12 protein-coding genes and 1 pseudogene are annotated in these 15342 nt (G+C 68.2%); 8 read left to right on the top strand and 5 right to left on the bottom strand.

The genetic code is table 11. The annotated features are described in order from the left end of the window. Window positions 1–25: 25 nt before the first annotated feature. Window positions 26–925: a LysR family transcriptional regulator gene (locus BEI_RS06990; RefSeq protein ID WP_097788840.1), complete on the top strand. Its 900-nt coding sequence runs from the start codon at window positions 26–28 to the stop codon at window positions 923–925. Window positions 926–1001: 76 nt separating this feature from the next. Here the strand turns inward: BEI_RS06990 and BEI_RS06985 are convergent, their stop codons facing one another. The 4 genes from BEI_RS06985 to BEI_RS18935 form a co-directional block, all read right to left on the bottom strand. Beyond that, entirely contained in the window at window positions 1002–3191 is a 2190-nt protein-coding gene (locus BEI_RS06985; RefSeq protein WP_097788839.1) for an OsmC domain/YcaO domain-containing protein, read from the bottom strand. A gap of 187 nt (window positions 3192–3378) precedes the next feature. Then, window positions 3379–3960, bottom strand: coding sequence for an acyloxyacyl hydrolase (locus BEI_RS06980; RefSeq protein WP_097788838.1), 582 nt, complete (start codon window positions 3958–3960; stop codon window positions 3379–3381). A gap of 69 nt (window positions 3961–4029) precedes the next feature. After that, window positions 4030–4365 (bottom strand): cupin domain-containing protein, encoded by a 336-nt coding sequence (locus tag BEI_RS06975; RefSeq protein WP_227644622.1) that lies wholly within the window; start codon window positions 4363–4365, stop codon window positions 4030–4032. 301 nt (window positions 4366–4666) lie between these two features. Continuing rightward, window positions 4667–5347: a hypothetical protein gene (locus BEI_RS18935; protein WP_153045769.1), complete on the bottom strand. Its 681-nt coding sequence runs from the start codon at window positions 5345–5347 to the stop codon at window positions 4667–4669. Between the two features lie 636 nt (window positions 5348–5983). Here BEI_RS18935 and BEI_RS06965 point away from each other — a divergent pair. Both BEI_RS06965 and BEI_RS06960 read left to right on the top strand, forming a co-directional pair. Then, a pseudogene (locus BEI_RS06965) lies at window positions 5984–6442 on the top strand (CIA30 family protein); the annotation flags it as partial. Then, a complete protein-coding gene (locus tag BEI_RS06960; protein ID WP_265331687.1) occupies window positions 6416–6976 on the top strand; it encodes a DUF393 domain-containing protein in 561 nt (186 codons plus the stop codon). The pseudogene BEI_RS06965 and the gene BEI_RS06960, both read left to right, overlap by 27 nt. Before the next feature lie 47 nt (window positions 6977–7023). Here the strand turns inward: BEI_RS06960 and BEI_RS06955 are convergent, their stop codons facing one another. Continuing rightward, complete coding sequence (locus BEI_RS06955) at window positions 7024–7785, bottom strand: hypothetical protein (RefSeq protein ID WP_097788835.1); 762 nt, start codon at window positions 7783–7785, stop codon at window positions 7024–7026. 134 nt (window positions 7786–7919) lie between these two features. Between BEI_RS06955 and BEI_RS06950 the strand changes: the two genes are divergently transcribed. Genes BEI_RS06950 through BEI_RS06930 form a run of 5 tightly spaced genes read left to right on the top strand, consistent with a single transcriptional unit; the run spans window position 7920 to window position 14914 of the window. Continuing rightward, window positions 7920–10451: an ABC transporter substrate-binding protein gene (locus BEI_RS06950; RefSeq protein WP_097788834.1), complete on the top strand. Its 2532-nt coding sequence runs from the start codon at window positions 7920–7922 to the stop codon at window positions 10449–10451. Further along, window positions 10448–11575 (top strand): ABC transporter permease, encoded by a 1128-nt coding sequence (locus BEI_RS06945; RefSeq protein WP_097788833.1) that lies wholly within the window; start codon window positions 10448–10450, stop codon window positions 11573–11575. The genes BEI_RS06950 and BEI_RS06945 overlap by 4 nt, the downstream gene beginning before the upstream one ends. After that, entirely contained in the window at window positions 11572–12924 is a 1353-nt protein-coding gene (locus tag BEI_RS06940; RefSeq protein ID WP_097788832.1) for an ABC transporter permease, read from the top strand. The genes BEI_RS06945 and BEI_RS06940 overlap by 4 nt, the downstream gene beginning before the upstream one ends. Continuing rightward, window positions 12924–13910, top strand: coding sequence for an ABC transporter ATP-binding protein (locus tag BEI_RS06935; protein ID WP_097788831.1), 987 nt, complete (start codon window positions 12924–12926; stop codon window positions 13908–13910). Before BEI_RS06940 ends, BEI_RS06935 begins: the two co-directional genes overlap by 1 nt. Then, on the top strand, window positions 13907–14914 hold the full coding sequence (locus BEI_RS06930; RefSeq protein ID WP_097788830.1) for an ABC transporter ATP-binding protein: 1008 nt from the start codon (window positions 13907–13909) through the stop codon (window positions 14912–14914). Before BEI_RS06935 ends, BEI_RS06930 begins: the two co-directional genes overlap by 4 nt. Window positions 14915–15342 lie beyond the last annotated feature (428 nt).

Here is a 15342-nt window from a genome sequence, read left to right as displayed (position 1 = left end):
GTATTGTTCTACAAGAGAGAACGATATGAGCCGCCTGAACTATCACCACCTCTACTATTTCTGGCGCGTGGCCCGCGAGGGCAAGCTCACGCGGGTCGCCGAGTCGCTGCACCTCTCGCAGAGCGCCCTGTCGGCCCAGATCCGCAAGCTGGAAGAGCGGATGGGCAAGCCGCTGTTCGAGCGGCGCAATCGCACCCTGGTGCTGACCGAGGCGGGACGGCAGGTGTTCAACTATGCCGAGGTGATCTTCACCAAGGGCGAGGAGCTGGAATCACTGATCAGCCGAGGCATCGAACCCGAGTATCAGCGCCTGCGGATCGGCATGCTGTCGACCATGTCGCGCAACTTCATCGAGGGGTTCATCGCCCCCCTGCTCGACCTGGACGAGCACAAGGTCCACTTCAGCCTGCACGCCCGAGGCATGGCCAACCTGCTCGATGGCCTGGCCCGGCACGAGCTCGACGTCGTGCTCACCAACACCCAACTGCCCCCCTCCGATTCGCCCCAGGCGGCCTGGCAGAGCCAGCTGCTGGCCCGCCAGCCGCTGTCGATTCTCGGGCCGCCGGGGTCCGACCCCGGCACCGCCTTCCCCGAGGGCTACGCCGGCCTGCGCTGGGTGTTGCCCGGCGAGCATCACGAGATACGCCGCGCCTTCGACGGCTTCTGCAGCCTGCATCAATACGAGCCGGAGATCCTCGCCGAGGCCGACGACATGGCCATGCTGCGCCTGCTGGCCCGGGACAGCGGCGCGCTGAGCGTGCTGCCGGAGGTGGTGGTCAAGGATGAGCTGAAGCAGGGGCGGCTGACCCGCTTCGCCCGGCTGCCCAACGTCTACGAGAACTTCTATGCCATCACCCTGCCCCGGGAGTTCATGCCGACCGTGGTCTCGGAACTGCTCGCCCGCCCGCTGAAGGACCTGGGCTAGGGCCCCAACGCAAAGCCCCCGAGCCGGCGGACCGACTCGGGGGCTTCGACATGGGCCGCGCGAGGACGCGCTCGGCTTACGGCTGGGCGGCCAGGGCGGCGCGGGCCGCGTGCAGCTTCTTGTAGCTCTCGATCAGGCGCTGGTGCTTCTCGAGCCCTTCCAGCTGCATGTTGGTCGGGGTCAGGCCGTGGAAGCGCACGCTGCCGTCCACCGAGCCGACCACGGCGTCCATGGTGTCCTCGCCGAACATGCGCCGGAGGTTGTAGAGGTAGTCGTCCAGCTCCAGCTCGTCGTCCAGGGCGATCTCCAGCACCGCGTTCACCGCCTGGTAGAAGAGCCCGCGTTCGACGGTGTTGTCGTTGAACTGCAGGAACATCTGCACCCGGTCCAGGGCGTCCTCGTGCTGGCCCAGCGCCAGGTTGATCAGCAGCTTGAGCTCGAGGATGGTCAACTGGCCCCAGACGGTGTTCTCGTCGAATTCGATGCCGATCAGGGTGATGATGTCCTCGTGGTCATCGATCTGGGTCTCCTCCAGACGCTCCAGCAGGTCGGCCAGCCGCTCGTCGCTGAGCTCGTGGAGATGCAGGATGTCCTCGCGGAACAGCAGCGCCTTGTTGGTGTTGTCCCAGACCAGGTCCTCCACCGGATAGACCTCGGAGTAGCCCGGCACCAGGATGCGGCACACCGGCGCGCCCAGGTCGTCGAAGACCGCCTGGTACGCCTCCAGGCCCAGCTCCTCGAGGATGCCGAACAGGGTCGCCGCCTCCTCCTCGTTGGTGCCCGAGAAGTCCCACTCGACGAACTCGACGTCGGCCTTCGAGCTGAAGAAGCGCCAGGACACCACGCCGGAGGAGTCGATGAAGTGCTCGACGAAGTTGTTCGGCTCGGACACCGCCAGGGAGTTGAAGGTCGGCGGCAGGAAGTCGTTCAGGCCCTCGAAGCTGCGGCCCTGCATCAGCTCGGTGAGGCTGCGCTCCAGGGCCACCTCGAAGCTCGGGTGGGCGCCGAAGGAGGCGAAGACGCCGCCGGTCTTGGGGTTCATCAGGGTGACGCACATCACCGGGAACTGGCCGCCCAGGGAGGCATCCTTGACCAGGATCGGGAAGCCCTGGGCCTCCAGCGCCTCGACGCCCTCGAGGATGTCCGGGTACTTCTTCAGCACCTCCAGGGGCACGTCGGGCAGGGTGATCTCCTCCTCGATGATCTGGCGCTTCACCGCCCGCTCGAAGATCTCCGACAGGCACTGCACCTGCGCCTCGGGCAGGGTGTTGCCGGCGCTCATGCCGTTGCTGAGGAAGAGGTTCTCGATCAGGTTGGAGGGGAAGTAGACCGTCTCGCCGTCCGACTGGCGCACGTAGGGGATGGAGACGATGCCCCGCTCCACCTTGCCGGAGTTGGTGTCGACCAGGTTCGAGCCGCGAAGCTCGCCGTCCGGGTCGTAGATCGCCCGGCAGTGGTCGTCCAGGATGCCCTCGGGCAGCTCGTCGTTGGGCCCCGGCTGGAACCACTCCTCGTTCGGGTAGTGGACGAACCGGCTGTTCGCGATCTCCTCGCCGAAGAACTGGTCGTTGTAGAAGAAGTTGCAGCTCAGGCGCTCGATGAACTCGCCCAGCGCCGAGCACAGCGCGCTCTCCTTGGTGGCGCCCTTGCCGTTGGTGAAGCACATGTTGGAGTAGGCGTCGCGGATGTGCAGCGACCACACGTGGGGCACGATGTTGCGCCAGGAGGCGATCTCCACCTTCATGCCCAGCCGCTCGAAGATGCCCGTCATGTTGGCGATGGTCTGCTCCAGCGGCAGGTCCTTGCCCTCGATCCAGGTGCTGGCGCCCTCCTCCGGCTCGGCCATCAGCAGCGCCTGGGCGTCCTCATCCAGGTTCTCCACCGTCTCGATCTGGAACTCGGGGCCGGTCTGCACCACCTTCTTGACCGTGCAGCGCTCGATGGAGCGCAGGATGCCCTCGCGATCCTTGGCGGAGAGGTCCTCCGGCAGCTCGACCTGGATCTTGAAGATCTGCTTGTAGCGGTTCTCCGGGTCGACGATGTTGTTCTGCGACAGCCGGATGTTCTCGGTGGGGATGTTGCGCGCGTTGCAGTAGACCTTGACGAAATAGGCCGCGCACATGGCCGACGACGCCAGGAAGTAGTCGAAGGGCCCGGGGGCCGAGCCGTCGCCCTTGTAGCGGATCGGCTGGTCGGAGATGACCGTGAAGTCGTCGAACTTGGCCTCCAGCCGGAGGTTGTCGAGATAGTTGACCTTGATTTCCATTGACGAAGCACCGGATATGTGGTTTCGGGCGACTGTGGCGCGTAACCCGCCATTATCCAGCTTTTGGGGGGCGTCGTCTTGGGCGGGTGGCTAAAAAATCACCACCACGGGCGAGCCAGGGAGGGGAACGCTCCGCTCGGGCCGGCCTCCCGCTGGGAGGCGCCGACAGGCGTCAGGCCGAGGAGGATCAGAATCGGTAGCGGAACTCGACCATGTGGAAATCCGCGCCCGTCGTGTCGGGCCCGTTCACGCCGGCATCGGAATAGTGAAGAAACCGATAGCCGATCCCCAGCTGGCGATACAGCGGCGCGCCGACGCCCAGGCTCAGGGCAAACTGGAAGGGCCCCCCGAAATCCTGCTCCCCGAAGCGATGCCGACTGAACAGGGCGACACCGGCTCCGAGGTCCAGGAGGAAGCGCCCGTCCTCGCTTCCCAGCGTCCATTCGGGGATGAGCGACACGACCAGGGCGTTTTCCCCCGATCCCCGCAACGCTCCGGCGCTGGCCATCAAGCGGGTGCCCATCCCCCAGCCCGACGCGGAGTAGCGCTCCCATGGCAAGGCGACGTTGGCCGACAGGTCGTACTCCTTGAAGTCCTCCGGCGCCTCCTTCCCCAGCAGGGTCTTCTCCGACACTCGGGCGCGCAGGCTCAGGCTCTGCAGTGCCCAGTCGTCGGCGTAGCTCGGGCCGGGAGCGAGCAGGCCACAGAGGACGATCGGCACCAGCCCGAAGGCAACCGCATGACGAGGCAAACCGGTCACTGGCCGCATAGGTTCATGGAAATCAAGGTGTGGCGGTCTCGAGCTCCATTGGACCCCCGGAAGCACCGAAGGTTGGCATCAGGCGTCTCGATGCACGGTCTCGGGGGAGAAGGCGGGCAGACAGACCGCGACATATTCCGCACCGCCAGCATCCGGGGTGCTGTAGCGAACCCACTCGCCGGGCTCGGTGACGACGGCCTGTCCGGCCGCGATGTCAAACTCGCCTCCCTCGTGCTCCAGGTGAACCCGGCCCTTCAGGACAACGGTGATCTCCATGAACTCCGGGCGCTGGCCGGGTTCGGCCCATCCCGAAGGCGACACCATCCGCGCCACGCTCAACTCGGAATGCCCGGTATTCACCCTACCCACATACTCGTGAATCTGCTTCGGCTTGTTTCCGTCCGCTTCGATCATCGTGGGTGCTTCTATGATTCTAGGCATGGCCAGGGACTCCAGTTTATTTTTCCTAACGTATGAAATAACAGATCAATCATATCCACGAAATCAGCAAGGGAACCAATTCCAGCATAGCAGGAAACTCATCAGCCTCTGGAAGAAAGTTGTTTTGGCTCAGGCTATTCCACTTTGTAACTGGCGCCTAAGCACATTGGACGCCAGGTCAGGACCTGCCTCTCCCCAGGCCGCACTTCTCCAGGCCACTTTCCTTATATTAAAGCATTGATACCCAGGATTTTCGGAGACCCTATGGTGAACCTCAGATGCCAGCGGCTTTCTTGGTAAACTCGAATAGACTCTTCAAGCTGTTCACATCATCGACCACTGCATTCCGATCAGCCAGATACGCGATCATGCGCTTCCCCCGGAATTGAATTTCTGGCCTGAAAGGCAGGTCCTCGGCAAAGCTCACCAACTGCTTCAGGACATGCTCGTCCAACAACCTCCCCGCACACGAAGAGCTTTTCGACCTGACCACCACTTTGAAAGATCCAATAGCTTGCTCTTTTACTATGTCGTCCTGAAGGTACATCGTACTCTTGTCCGATCCTTTTTTACAAAACTGCACCGCACAACGGTCCGCAACATGATCGTTCGTAATTAACCCAGCGACGAACCACTCTCTCGCCCAGCCGGCTGAATACCGAATGCTATGACGGAACAGGAAAGTCCTTGATAAGTTTTCTTTTCCACTGACGACATCCTTTGGTATCACTCGGCCAAGAGAGGGTGAGAAAAATCTCCCGATTCCATCAAAGTCTTGTGCGAACTCCTGAACCCTTCCATCGTCTTCATCCAGATATGACAACCCCTGCTCACGTGCGAATTCCTCAAAGATGTTCTTTTTGGCCGTTCTCTGCTTTCGTGCCGAATGAACCATGGCATAGGCAAACAAGGCAATAAAGAGAAGCAAACCAACGGGAATGAGACCGTCTTTCATAAGGCAACCCTCACTACAATGCGGTATCGCACCTGGCGACTTTCTATGGGGCGGAGAAGCGTCATCGAAGGCGTTCCAGCAGCGCGATTTTTCACTGCAACAACAGCATATTTTTCCTGATAGGTCTATCGAAAGACCGGTTACCGACCCATTTACATCCGAGCACCCGTGTGGTTCAGGCACGGCTGTGACAAAGAGCGTGAAAACCACCCCGATCAATACCCTCGCGGCGGGGAACGCCTTGTCCAAGTGCTCAGCATCTTGAATTACTCGCTATGCGCGGAAAACCGTCACGCTAACGCCGCCTACCTTGCACGAGTCGACGGCGCAGCCTCCACTCCTCGGTAGTCCATGCATTCCCTTTAGCCGTCTTCATCGGCCTTCGTTGGTAATCCTAGGCAAACCTCATGGGGACTGAACAGTTTCGACATCCCCCTGCCGGTTGATGCAAGTCATGGAGCGATTGGCATCAGATCCCGGTCGAATAGAAGGGTCAGGGTGGACCACGGGCATCATCGGCACGCCTGTCGAACCATTGAAGGAGCGTTTGAGCCGACTGCGGGCCACACGCCGGTGGTTTCCCGGCGCGCGGGGCCGGCGTAGGCTGGAAGGCGCCCATCGCGAAGAGAGCACGCTGTGTCACGATCGATCGATTTCCGGGAGCCCGACGAGGTCCGCCACTGGCGCGCCATCAACGATGACGTCATGGGCGGCGTCTCCGAGAGCGAGATGCGCCACGAGGCGGGCATCGGCGTCTTCACGGGGACGCTGTCGCTCGAGCATGGCGGCGGTTTCGCCTCGGTGCGGCGCGCGCCGCAGGCGGCCCCGACGGTGGGCCGGGCGGGGCTGCGGCTGACGGTGCGCGGCGACGGTCGCCGCTACCAGCTGCGCCTGTACACCCACCGGTTGGCCGATGGGGCGGCCTATCGGGCCGGCTTCCAGCCGCAGGCGGGCGAATGGCGGCGCATCGCCCTGCCCTAGGCGGCGTTCGAGCCGGTCTTCCGCGGCCGGGTGCTGGAGGACGCCCCGCCCCTGGTGCCGGAGGAGATCCGCCAGCTCGGGCTGCTGATCGCCGACCGCCGCGCCGGGGCCTTCCGCCTGGAGATCGCCGTTATCGCGCCGCTGGAGGACGACGCGCCGGTAGACGAGCCCGAGACGCAAGCCCCCGCAAGCGAGATCGACGGCCGTCCCGGCACGCCCCAAGCCGCCCCGCCCTCGGAGCACCGGCTGCGCCTGGTCTACGATGGCGACTGCCCGATGTGTCGGCGCTATGTGCGCTGGCAGCGCATTCGCCGCGACGTCGGCGAGCTCGAGCTGATCGACGGGCGACGGGAGAGCGAGGCGCGCCGCGAGCTCAGCGCCCGGGGCATCGACCTGGACCAGGGTTTCGCCCTGCAGGTCGGCTATCGCTGGTACCACGGCGGCGAGGCCCTGCATCGCCTGGCCTTGCTCGGTACCCGCAGCGGCGTGTTCAACCGGCTGATGTATCGCCTTTTCGCCAGCCCCCGGCACGCCGCCCGCCTCTACCCCTGGCTCAGGGCCTGTCGCAACGGCCTGCTGCGCCTGATGGGGGTAGCGCCCATCGGCAACCTCCACGGGAAGCGGCCGCAACGACGTGGCCAGGAGTAGAACGCGACGGGCGCGAATCAGGCCATCCGGCGCTCGATGTCGCGCCGTTATTCCTGGGGCTCGGACGCGCCCCGGTTCAGGCGCCGCTCGCACGCATCCAGCGCCGCCGGGCCCGTGATCGGCTCGCTCGACGGGCAGCGCTCGGTTTCGACCAGCGCTCCGTCCCTCAGCATGATGGCGCGCACGCTCTCCCGCCGCGCGTCGGGCACCAGGAGCCGCATGCGTCCCTCGATCCGCGCGGGCCTCGACAGGCCCAGCTCCGAGGCGCCGTAGACATGGTTCGAGAAGCCGCCTAACGAGGCGATCTCCACCAGGCGCTCGCCGCGGCGCCGATAGACCCTCAGCACCCCGCCGAGGTGGGGCGTGGTCACCGCGGCGATCTCCGCCTCGCCGTCGCCGTTGAGGTCGGCGACGCCGACCGGATTGAGCCAGCGGTTGGGCCTGCCGATGGGAGCCGACTGCGCCACGATTGCCAGCCGCTCGTCCTCGAGGCCGACCAGCGCCAGCCGCGAGCCGCCGTCACGGGAGCTGACGATCACCAGCCAGGCCGGCTCCGCCCGATCCGTGAGTCGCACGAGCCGAGGCGCCAGGTCCTCGAACACCTCATCGTTGGGCAACGCCAGCACCGCTTCCCGTCCGGCGTCGGTCGTCGCGACCAGGCGCGCATATTCATGGGGCCGTCCCAGGGCGAAATGGCCGTATCGCTCGACCGGCTCGGCATAGCGGGCCGCGACGCTCCGCTCCGCGTGAGCGGCAGGCGTCATCAGCACGAGCAGCGCACACAGCGCGAGAAGGTACCGTCTCATCATCCTGACTCCCCGGTGGCGGTCGAACGCCGAGTATGGCAGACACGGCCCTGGTCGGGCGGCCTGTCCCCGTTGGCCGAACTCGCCTAGGGTGAAGGGAAAGGCGGGCAACCGGGGACGTGGCCGACGGTGGATCGATGAGAGGTCTGTGGCTTCTTGGCGCGACGCTGATCCTGGTGGGCGTGGTCGCGGTGGCACTGCGTCAACCGGGCCCGTCGAGCGCGCCGGCCATGGGCCAGGCGAGCGCGGAGGTGGACCTTGGCGCCCGCCGCGGGGCGCTGGTGGATCAGGTCGTGTTCACCCGCGAGGACGAGGCGGGCCGGGTCACCGGCCTGACCGAGGCGGGCACCCATCAGGTCTTCACCCAGGGCATCTCCAATCCCGGCGTCTTCCGCCGGCTGCGCGATTCGCTGGCCGCCGGCTACGACCTCTCCTACGGCACCTCCAGCGAGCTGACCCTGAACCCGGCCGGGCCGAAGCTGGCCGACGGCACCCTCAACCCCTTCCATGTGCCGGCCATTCGCGAGGCGCTGAACCGCCTTGTGGATCGCGACTACATCGCTCAGGAACTCTACGGGGGCCTGGCCGAGCCGCGCTTCCTGCCGCTCTCCACCGCCTTTCCCGACTATGCGCGCCTGGCCGCCACGGCCCGCGAGCTGGAGCTGCGCTACGCCCATGACCCCGACGCCGCCCGCGAGGCGATCCACTGCGAGATGGCCGCCCTCGGCGCGGAGCTCCGCGAGGGCCTATGGCACTACGAAGGCGAGCCGGTGCGCCTGATCGTGCTGATCCGCACCGAGGACGAACGCCGCCAGGTCGGCGACTACGCCGCCAACCTGCTGGCGGAGCTGGGCTTCGTCGTCGAGCGTCGCTATCGCACCGCCGAGGAGGCCTCACGGATCTGGATCGCCACCGACCCCAGGGCCGGGCGCTGGCACCTCTACACCGGCGGCTGGATCAGCATCGTCATCCAGCGCGATCAGGCGGAGGTCTTCAGCTTCTACTACACCCCCCGTGGGCGCGCCGAGCCCCTGTGGCAGGCCTACGCGCCGGCCCCGGAGTTCGACGAGCTCGCCGAGCGCCTGCAGCGCCGCGACTACCGCGACTGGGAGCAGCGCCAGGCGATGATGGCGCGGGCCCTGGAGCTGGCCATGCAGGACTCGGCGCGGATCTGGCTCGTCGACCAGCTCAACGCCTCGGCGCGGGCCGCCGACGTCGAGGTCGCCGTCGATCTCGCCGGGGGGCTCGCCGGTTCGGCGCTCTGGCCCTACACCCTGCGCTATGCCGACCGGGTGGGCGGACGCATGGTGTTCGGCACGCCGGGACTCCTGACCGAGCCGTGGAACCCGGTGGCGGGCAGCAACTGGATCTTCGACCAGATGATCATGCGCGCGACCCAGGACCCGGTGGCCCTGCCCGATCCCTTCACCGGGCTCTACCGGCCCCAGCGCATCGTGCGGGCCGCGGTGACCGTGCAGGAAGACGTGACGATCGCGCGCAGCCTCGACTGGTTGAGCGTCTCGACGGCGGAGCAGATCGTCGTGCCGGAGGCGGCCTGGATCGACTGGGACGTCGAGGCGGGGCGCTTCGTCAGCGTCGGCGAGGCCCACGACGCGCCCCTCACCGCCCGCACCCGGGTCCGGGTGCGCTACGACGCCGACCTGTTCGAGCAGCGCTGGCACGACGGCTCGCCACTGTCGCTGGCCGACTTCGTGCTGCCGTGGATCCTGGCCTTCGAGCGGGCCGATGAGGCGAGCCGACTGTTCGACCCGGCCTACCTGCCCACCTTCGAGGTCTTCCGGCGCCACTTCCGCGGCTGGCACCTCGTCTCCCGCGACCCGCTGGTCATCGAGGTGTACAGCGATCAGGGCTTTCCCGATGCCGAGACCCTGGTGGCCACCCGCGCCCCCGCGCCGCAGCCGTGGCACGCCCTGGCCCTGGGGATCTTCGCCGAGCGCCAGGGTGAGCTGGCGTTCTCCTCCAACAAGGCGGACCGACGGCGGGTGGACTGGATGAGCCTGGTGGCCGGGCCCAGCGTGCCGATCCTCGCGCGCCACCTCGAGTGGGCCCGCGACCGTACGGCCTCGCCCTTCCCCGGCATGCTCGACGAGCTGCTCGACGAGGAGGAGATCGCCGCCCGCTATCGGGCGCTCGCCGACTGGCATGCCGAGCGCGGGCACTTCTGGATCGGCAACGGCCCCTTCCTGCTCGATTCGGTCCACCCCGTGGCGGGCAGCCTGGTACTCGAGCGCTTCCGCGACTTCCCCGACCCGGCCGACAAGTGGCAGGGCTTCACCCGTCCCGCGATTCCGGAGCTCGCCCTCGACGGCCCCCTGGTCACGGCGCCCGGCCCGGCGGACGGGGGCGGTGCGGCGACGTTCCGCCTGGCGGTGACCCTCGAGGGCGAGCCCTACCCGCCGCAGGCGATCGACCGGGTGCAGTTCCTGCTCTTCGACGGCCGCGGGACCCTGGTCGAGCGCGGCGAGGCCGAGCCGGGCGGCGCCCCCGGGCATTGGCGGATCGCCCCCTCGTCGGCGACGCTCGCCGCCCTGGGCGTCGGGGCCAACCGCCTGGAGGTCGCCGTGACCAGCCACCGCGTGGCCCTGCCGGCCTTCGCCTCCCACGTCTTCGCCACGGTGCCGCCCGGCGGCACGGAGGCCTCGCCATGAGCGCCCGCCGGGGAGCGGCCGCCCCCGAGCCTACCGCCCGCCGCGGCGGATGGCGCGACCTGCGCCGGCTGCTGTTCTACACGGTCAAGCGGCTGCTGGCGCTGTTCGTCACCGTGCTGGTCGGGGTCTACCTGACCATCGTCATCGCCAACATGGGGGGCCAGGTGGACGACCTGCGCCGCGTGCAGATCCGCAGCGAGGCCGCCGAGGCGGTGCGGGCCGATCCCGCCTTCCAGGACCTCTCGCCCGGTGAGCGCAACGACCTGATCGAGCGGCAGGTGGCGCTGGAAGTGGAGCGGCTGCGCCTCGACGAGCCCTTCCTGGTGCGCAGCGTCGACTACCTGCAGCAGGCGCTGCGTCTCGACCTGGGGCGTGCCGAGCAGATGCACAGCGACCGGGGCTCCCGCGACGTCTACGACATCATCGTCGAGCGCCTGCCGGCGACCCTGCTGCTGTTCGGCACCGCCAACCTGCTGGTCTTCTTCGTCTCGGTGTTCGTGGCGCTGTTCCTGTCGCGGCGCTACGGCGGCCCGCTGGACCGCAGCGTGGTCGCCCTGGCCCCGAGCTCGGCGGCGCCGGGCTGGTTCTACGGCATCTTCCTGATCCTGGTCTTCGCCTTCGTGGTCCCCCTGCTGCCCGCCGGCGGCATGGTGGCCGTGCCGCCGCCGGAAGACGGCTGGGCCTACGCCGCCAGCGTGGTGCGGCACATGCTGCTGCCGGTGGCGGCCATGTTCCTGTCGCAGATCTTCATCTCCATCTATTCCTGGCGCACCTTCTTCCTGATCCACTCCAGCGAGGACTACGTGGAGATGGCCCGCGCCAAGGGCCTGCCGTCGCGGCTCATCGAGCGGCGCTACATCCTGCGCCCCACCCTGTCGCCGATCGTCACCAGCTTCCTGCTGATGCTGATCGGGCTGTGGAGCGGCGCCATCATCCTCGAGCAGGTGTTCAACTGGCCGGGGCTGGGCTCGCTGCTCTTCCGGGCCATCGGCTACCGCGACACCCCGGTGATCATCGGCGGCGTGGTGATCTTCGCCTACCTGCTCGCCGCGACGGTGTTCCTGCTCGACATCCTCTACGCGCTGCTCGACCCGCGCGTGCGCCTGGAAGGAGGACCGCGATGACGGGCGGACGCTGGCGGCAGGGCTGGCGGGAGCTGCGCCGCTACCCGTCGGCGCTGCTGGGGCTCGCGATCATCGCCGCCCTGGTGGCGCTGGCGCTCGCCACGCCGATCGCCATCCCCTACGGCGAGGCGCTGGCCAAGTGGCGCGGCAGCGAGGCCTGGCAGCGCAATCCCGTCAACGCCGCCCCACTGTGGCTCGACCGCCTCACCGGCGGCGACGCGCCGCACACCCTGGTCGTCGAGAGCGCCTCGGCGCCGGTCGAGGAGCATGCCTTCGCAGGCGGGCGCCGCCTGCGCATCCCGCTGGCCTTCGACTACGAGGCCGGCGGCTTCCCCAGCGAACTGAACCTCTTCCTGCACGCCCCGGGCCATGCGCAGCCGCCCTTCGCGCGGCTGACCTGGCGCACGCCCGACGGCCGCGAGCTGGGACTGGGCGGGTATCGCATCGGCGCGCGGGAGCGCATCGCGCTCTCCCAGGACCGGGCCCTGGAGCGCCGGCTGGACGGCCTGGTGCCGCACATCGGCCTGCTGGCCGAGCCGGGCAGCGCGGCGGCGCCCGGCGCCGAGCCGCGGGTGCTGCCCGGGCGCTACACGCTGCGGCTGGACGTGCTGGTCTTCGACGAGGCGGCGGCCTGCGATGCCGAGCTGGTGCTCTACGGCCGGGTGCACGGCATCGCCGGCACCGACCACCAGCGCCGGGATCTCGCCCTGGCGCTGATGTGGGGCACCCCGGTGGCGCTGGCCTTCGGCCTGCTGGCGGCCGTGGGCACCACCGTCACCACCCTGGTGATCGCCGCCGTGGGGGTGTGGTACCGCGGCTGGGTCGACGCCACCATCCAGCGGCTCACCGAGGTCAACATGATCCTGCCGATCCTGCCCATCCTGGTGATGGTCGGCACCCTCTACTCGACCAGCATCTGGCTGATGCTCGGGGTGGTGGTGGTGCTGGGCATCTTCAGCGCCGGCATCAAGATGTACCGGGCGATGCTGCTGCCGATCCGCGAGGCGCCCTACATCGAGGCGGCCCGGGCCTATGGGGCAAGCAACGCGCGCATCGTGCTGCGCTACCTGATCCCGCGCATCCTGCCGGTGCTGATCCCCACCTTCGTCACCCTGATTCCCACCTTCGTGTTCCTGGAGGCCTCGCTGGCCGTGCTGGGCCTGGGCGACCCGCTGCTGCCCACCTGGGGCAAGGTGCTCAACGATGCCCAGTCGCAGAGCGCGCTCTACAACGGCTACTACTACTGGGTGATCTCGCCGGCGGTGCTGCTGATGCTGACCGGGCTGGGCTTCGCCATGCTCGGCTTCGCGCTGGACCGCGTCTTCAACCCGCGGTTGAGGAGCCTGTGATGCGCGACCGGACGCTGCTGCGCGTGGAGGGGCTGGAGCTGCACTACCAGACCCGGCAGGGGGCGGTGCATGCCGTCGACGGCGTGAGCTTCGACCTGCACCGCCAGGAGGCGCTGGTGGTGCTCGGCGAATCCGGCTGCGGCAAGAGCTCGCTGGCCAAGGCGCTGATGCGCCTGCTGCCGCGCAACGTCCACCACACGGCGGGGCGGGTCACCCTGGACGGCGTCGACGTCACGGCGCTGCCCGACGAGCGCTTCCGCCGCGAGGTGCAGTGGTCGCGCCTGGCGCTAGTCATGCAGGCCTCGATGAACGCCCTCAATCCCGTGGTGCGGGTCGGCGAGCAGGTCGCCGAGCCCTTGCGGGTGCTGCGCGGCTGGCCCCGGGGCAAGGCCCTGGCCCGGGCCGCGGAGGTGTTCGAGCTGGTGGGGGTGTCCACGGACTTCCTGGCCCGCTACCCCTTCGAGCTCTCCGGCGGCATGCGCCAGCGCGCCGTGCTGGCCATGGCGCTGGTCGCCGAGCCGGCGCTGGTGATCCTCGACGAGCCCACCTCGGCGCTGGACGTGCTCACCCAGGCGAGCATCATGAACGCCCTGAAGCGGGTCAAGCGCGAGCTGGGCACCAGCTTCATCCTGATCACCCACGACGTGGCCACCTCCAGCGAGCTGGGAGACCGGGTGGCGCTGATGTATGCCGGCCAGCTCGTCGAGGTGGCCGATGCCGAACGCTTCTTCACCGAACCGGCACACCCCTACTCGCGGATGCTGATGGCCAGCGTGCCGCGCCTGCGCCAGCGGGCCCGCCCCGAGGCGATCCCCGGCGAGCCGCCCAGCCTGGCCGCCCCGCCTGGTGGCTGTCGCTACGCCGAGCGCTGCCCGTACCGCTTCGCGCGCTGCGCCCAGGACCCGCCCGCCTTCCGGCTCGGCGAACGCCACCGGGCCCGCTGCTGGCTGCACGCCGACGACGCCCCGGCCGGAGGTGGCGCATGACCTCGTCCCCCGCCCATGGCGCCGACGATCAGGCGCCGCTGATCGCCGCCCGCGACCTGCACACCTGGTTCGAGCTGCGCCAGTGGGGCTTTTTGCGCGTGGGCGCGGTGCGGGCCGTGGACGGCGTCGAGTTTGCCCTGGCGCCCGGCGAGGCGGTGGCCTTCGTCGGCGAGAGCGGCTGCGGCAAGAGCACCCTGGCGCGCACCCTGCTCGGGCTGCATCGCCCCACCCGCGGCGAGGTGCGCTTCGCCGGCCGCTCGCTCGGCGAGCTCCAGGGGCGCGCGCTCAAGGCCTACCGGGCCGAGGTGGGCTATGTGCAGCAGGATCCCTACGGGGCCCTGCCGCCCTTCCTGGACGTGCGGCGCATCCTCGCCGAGCCGCTGATCGTGCATGGGGTGCGCGACCGGGCCGAGCGCGAGCGGCGCATCCGCGCGGCCCTGGAGGAGGTGCGCCTGTCACCGGCCGAGGCCTTCCTCAATCAGTTCCCGCACATGCTCAGCGGCGGCCAGCAGCAGCGGGTGGTGATCGCCCGGGCGCTGATCCTCGCCCCGCGGCTGCTGATCGCCGACGAGCCGGTCTCGATGCTCGACGCCTCGGTGCGGGTGGAGATCCTCGAGCTGCTGCGGCACATCCAGCGCGAGCGCGGGCTGACGCTGGCCTTCATCACCCACGACCTCTCCACGGTGCGCCACTACGCCGAGCGCATCTTCGTGATGTACGCCGGGCGCGTGGTGGAGAGCGCGCCGGTGGACGACCTGCTCGATCACCCCCAGCACCCCTACACCCAGGCGCTGCTCGCCGCCATCGCCGACCCCGACGCCGCCAACGCCACCCGGCTGCGCGAGGTGCCCGCCGGCGAGCCCCCGAGCCTGCTGCATCCGCCGGCGGCCTGCCGCTTCCACCCGCGCTGCCCGCACTTCATGGCCGGGCTGTGCGACGTCGAGGATCCCCCCGACTTTTCACCGCGGCGCGATCACCGCTCGGCCTGCTGGCTGCATCGCTGAGTTGAGGCGCCGGTGCGTGAGTTCTCTCGAAGCCCAGGTAGGGGTAAGCGTCAGTCCACCACTCAGGCTCCGACACCCCCGTAGCCCTCGTAGGGGAGATAAGCGCTAGCGCATCTACCATGGCCATGTCCCGTGGCTTCGCCGGATGCACCTGATCCGCGAGCTTATCCGGCCGACACCTGACCTGACCTATTGCCCGCCGCCCCAGGCAGCACCAATAGAAAGCCCCCGAGCCGGCTGACCGACTCGGGGGCGATTTCTCGGGGCGACGACACGATATCTTCGATAAGGGTTCACCCGTTGCCGGAGGTCCTGCCATGGGCACCTATGCGGCTAACTTACTGGTAAGACGGACAATTCCGAGCTCTCGGACAAAGTCGACGCCACCTTCTATACTGGGGATTGGCCTGAAGGCTCGCCGATTTCGG

The organism is Halomonas beimenensis (assembly GCF_002549795.1).
Classification (GTDB): domain Bacteria; phylum Pseudomonadota; class Gammaproteobacteria; order Pseudomonadales; family Halomonadaceae; genus Halomonas; species Halomonas beimenensis.
Note: the sequence above shows the minus strand (reverse complement) of the source record. Positions and strands in the feature narration are given on the sequence as shown.

What these genes read in the sequence shown, in the direction of transcription:
- BEI_RS06950 (WP_097788834.1), top strand. Translation starts at nt 7,920, where the DNA reads ATGAGAGGTCTGTGGCTTCTTGGCGCGACGCTGATCCTGGTGGGCGTG.
- BEI_RS18935 (WP_153045769.1), bottom strand. Translation starts at nt 5,347, where the DNA reads ATGAAAGACGGTCTCATTCCCGTTGGTTTGCTTCTCTTTATTGCCTTG.
- BEI_RS06955 (WP_097788835.1), bottom strand. Translation starts at nt 7,785, where the DNA reads ATGATGAGACGGTACCTTCTCGCGCTGTGTGCGCTGCTCGTGCTGATG.
- BEI_RS06980 (WP_097788838.1), bottom strand. Translation starts at nt 3,960, where the DNA reads ATGCGGCCAGTGACCGGTTTGCCTCGTCATGCGGTTGCCTTCGGGCTG.
- BEI_RS06945 (WP_097788833.1), top strand. Translation starts at nt 10,448, where the DNA reads ATGAGCGCCCGCCGGGGAGCGGCCGCCCCCGAGCCTACCGCCCGCCGC.
- BEI_RS06930 (WP_097788830.1), top strand. Translation starts at nt 13,907, where the DNA reads ATGACCTCGTCCCCCGCCCATGGCGCCGACGATCAGGCGCCGCTGATC.
- BEI_RS06940 (WP_097788832.1), top strand. Translation starts at nt 11,572, where the DNA reads ATGACGGGCGGACGCTGGCGGCAGGGCTGGCGGGAGCTGCGCCGCTAC.
- BEI_RS06990 (WP_097788840.1), top strand. Translation starts at nt 26, where the DNA reads ATGAGCCGCCTGAACTATCACCACCTCTACTATTTCTGGCGCGTGGCC.
- BEI_RS06935 (WP_097788831.1), top strand. Translation starts at nt 12,924, where the DNA reads ATGCGCGACCGGACGCTGCTGCGCGTGGAGGGGCTGGAGCTGCACTAC.
- BEI_RS06975 (WP_227644622.1), bottom strand. Translation starts at nt 4,365, where the DNA reads ATGATCGAAGCGGACGGAAACAAGCCGAAGCAGATTCACGAGTATGTG.
- BEI_RS06985 (WP_097788839.1), bottom strand. Translation starts at nt 3,191, where the DNA reads ATGGAAATCAAGGTCAACTATCTCGACAACCTCCGGCTGGAGGCCAAG.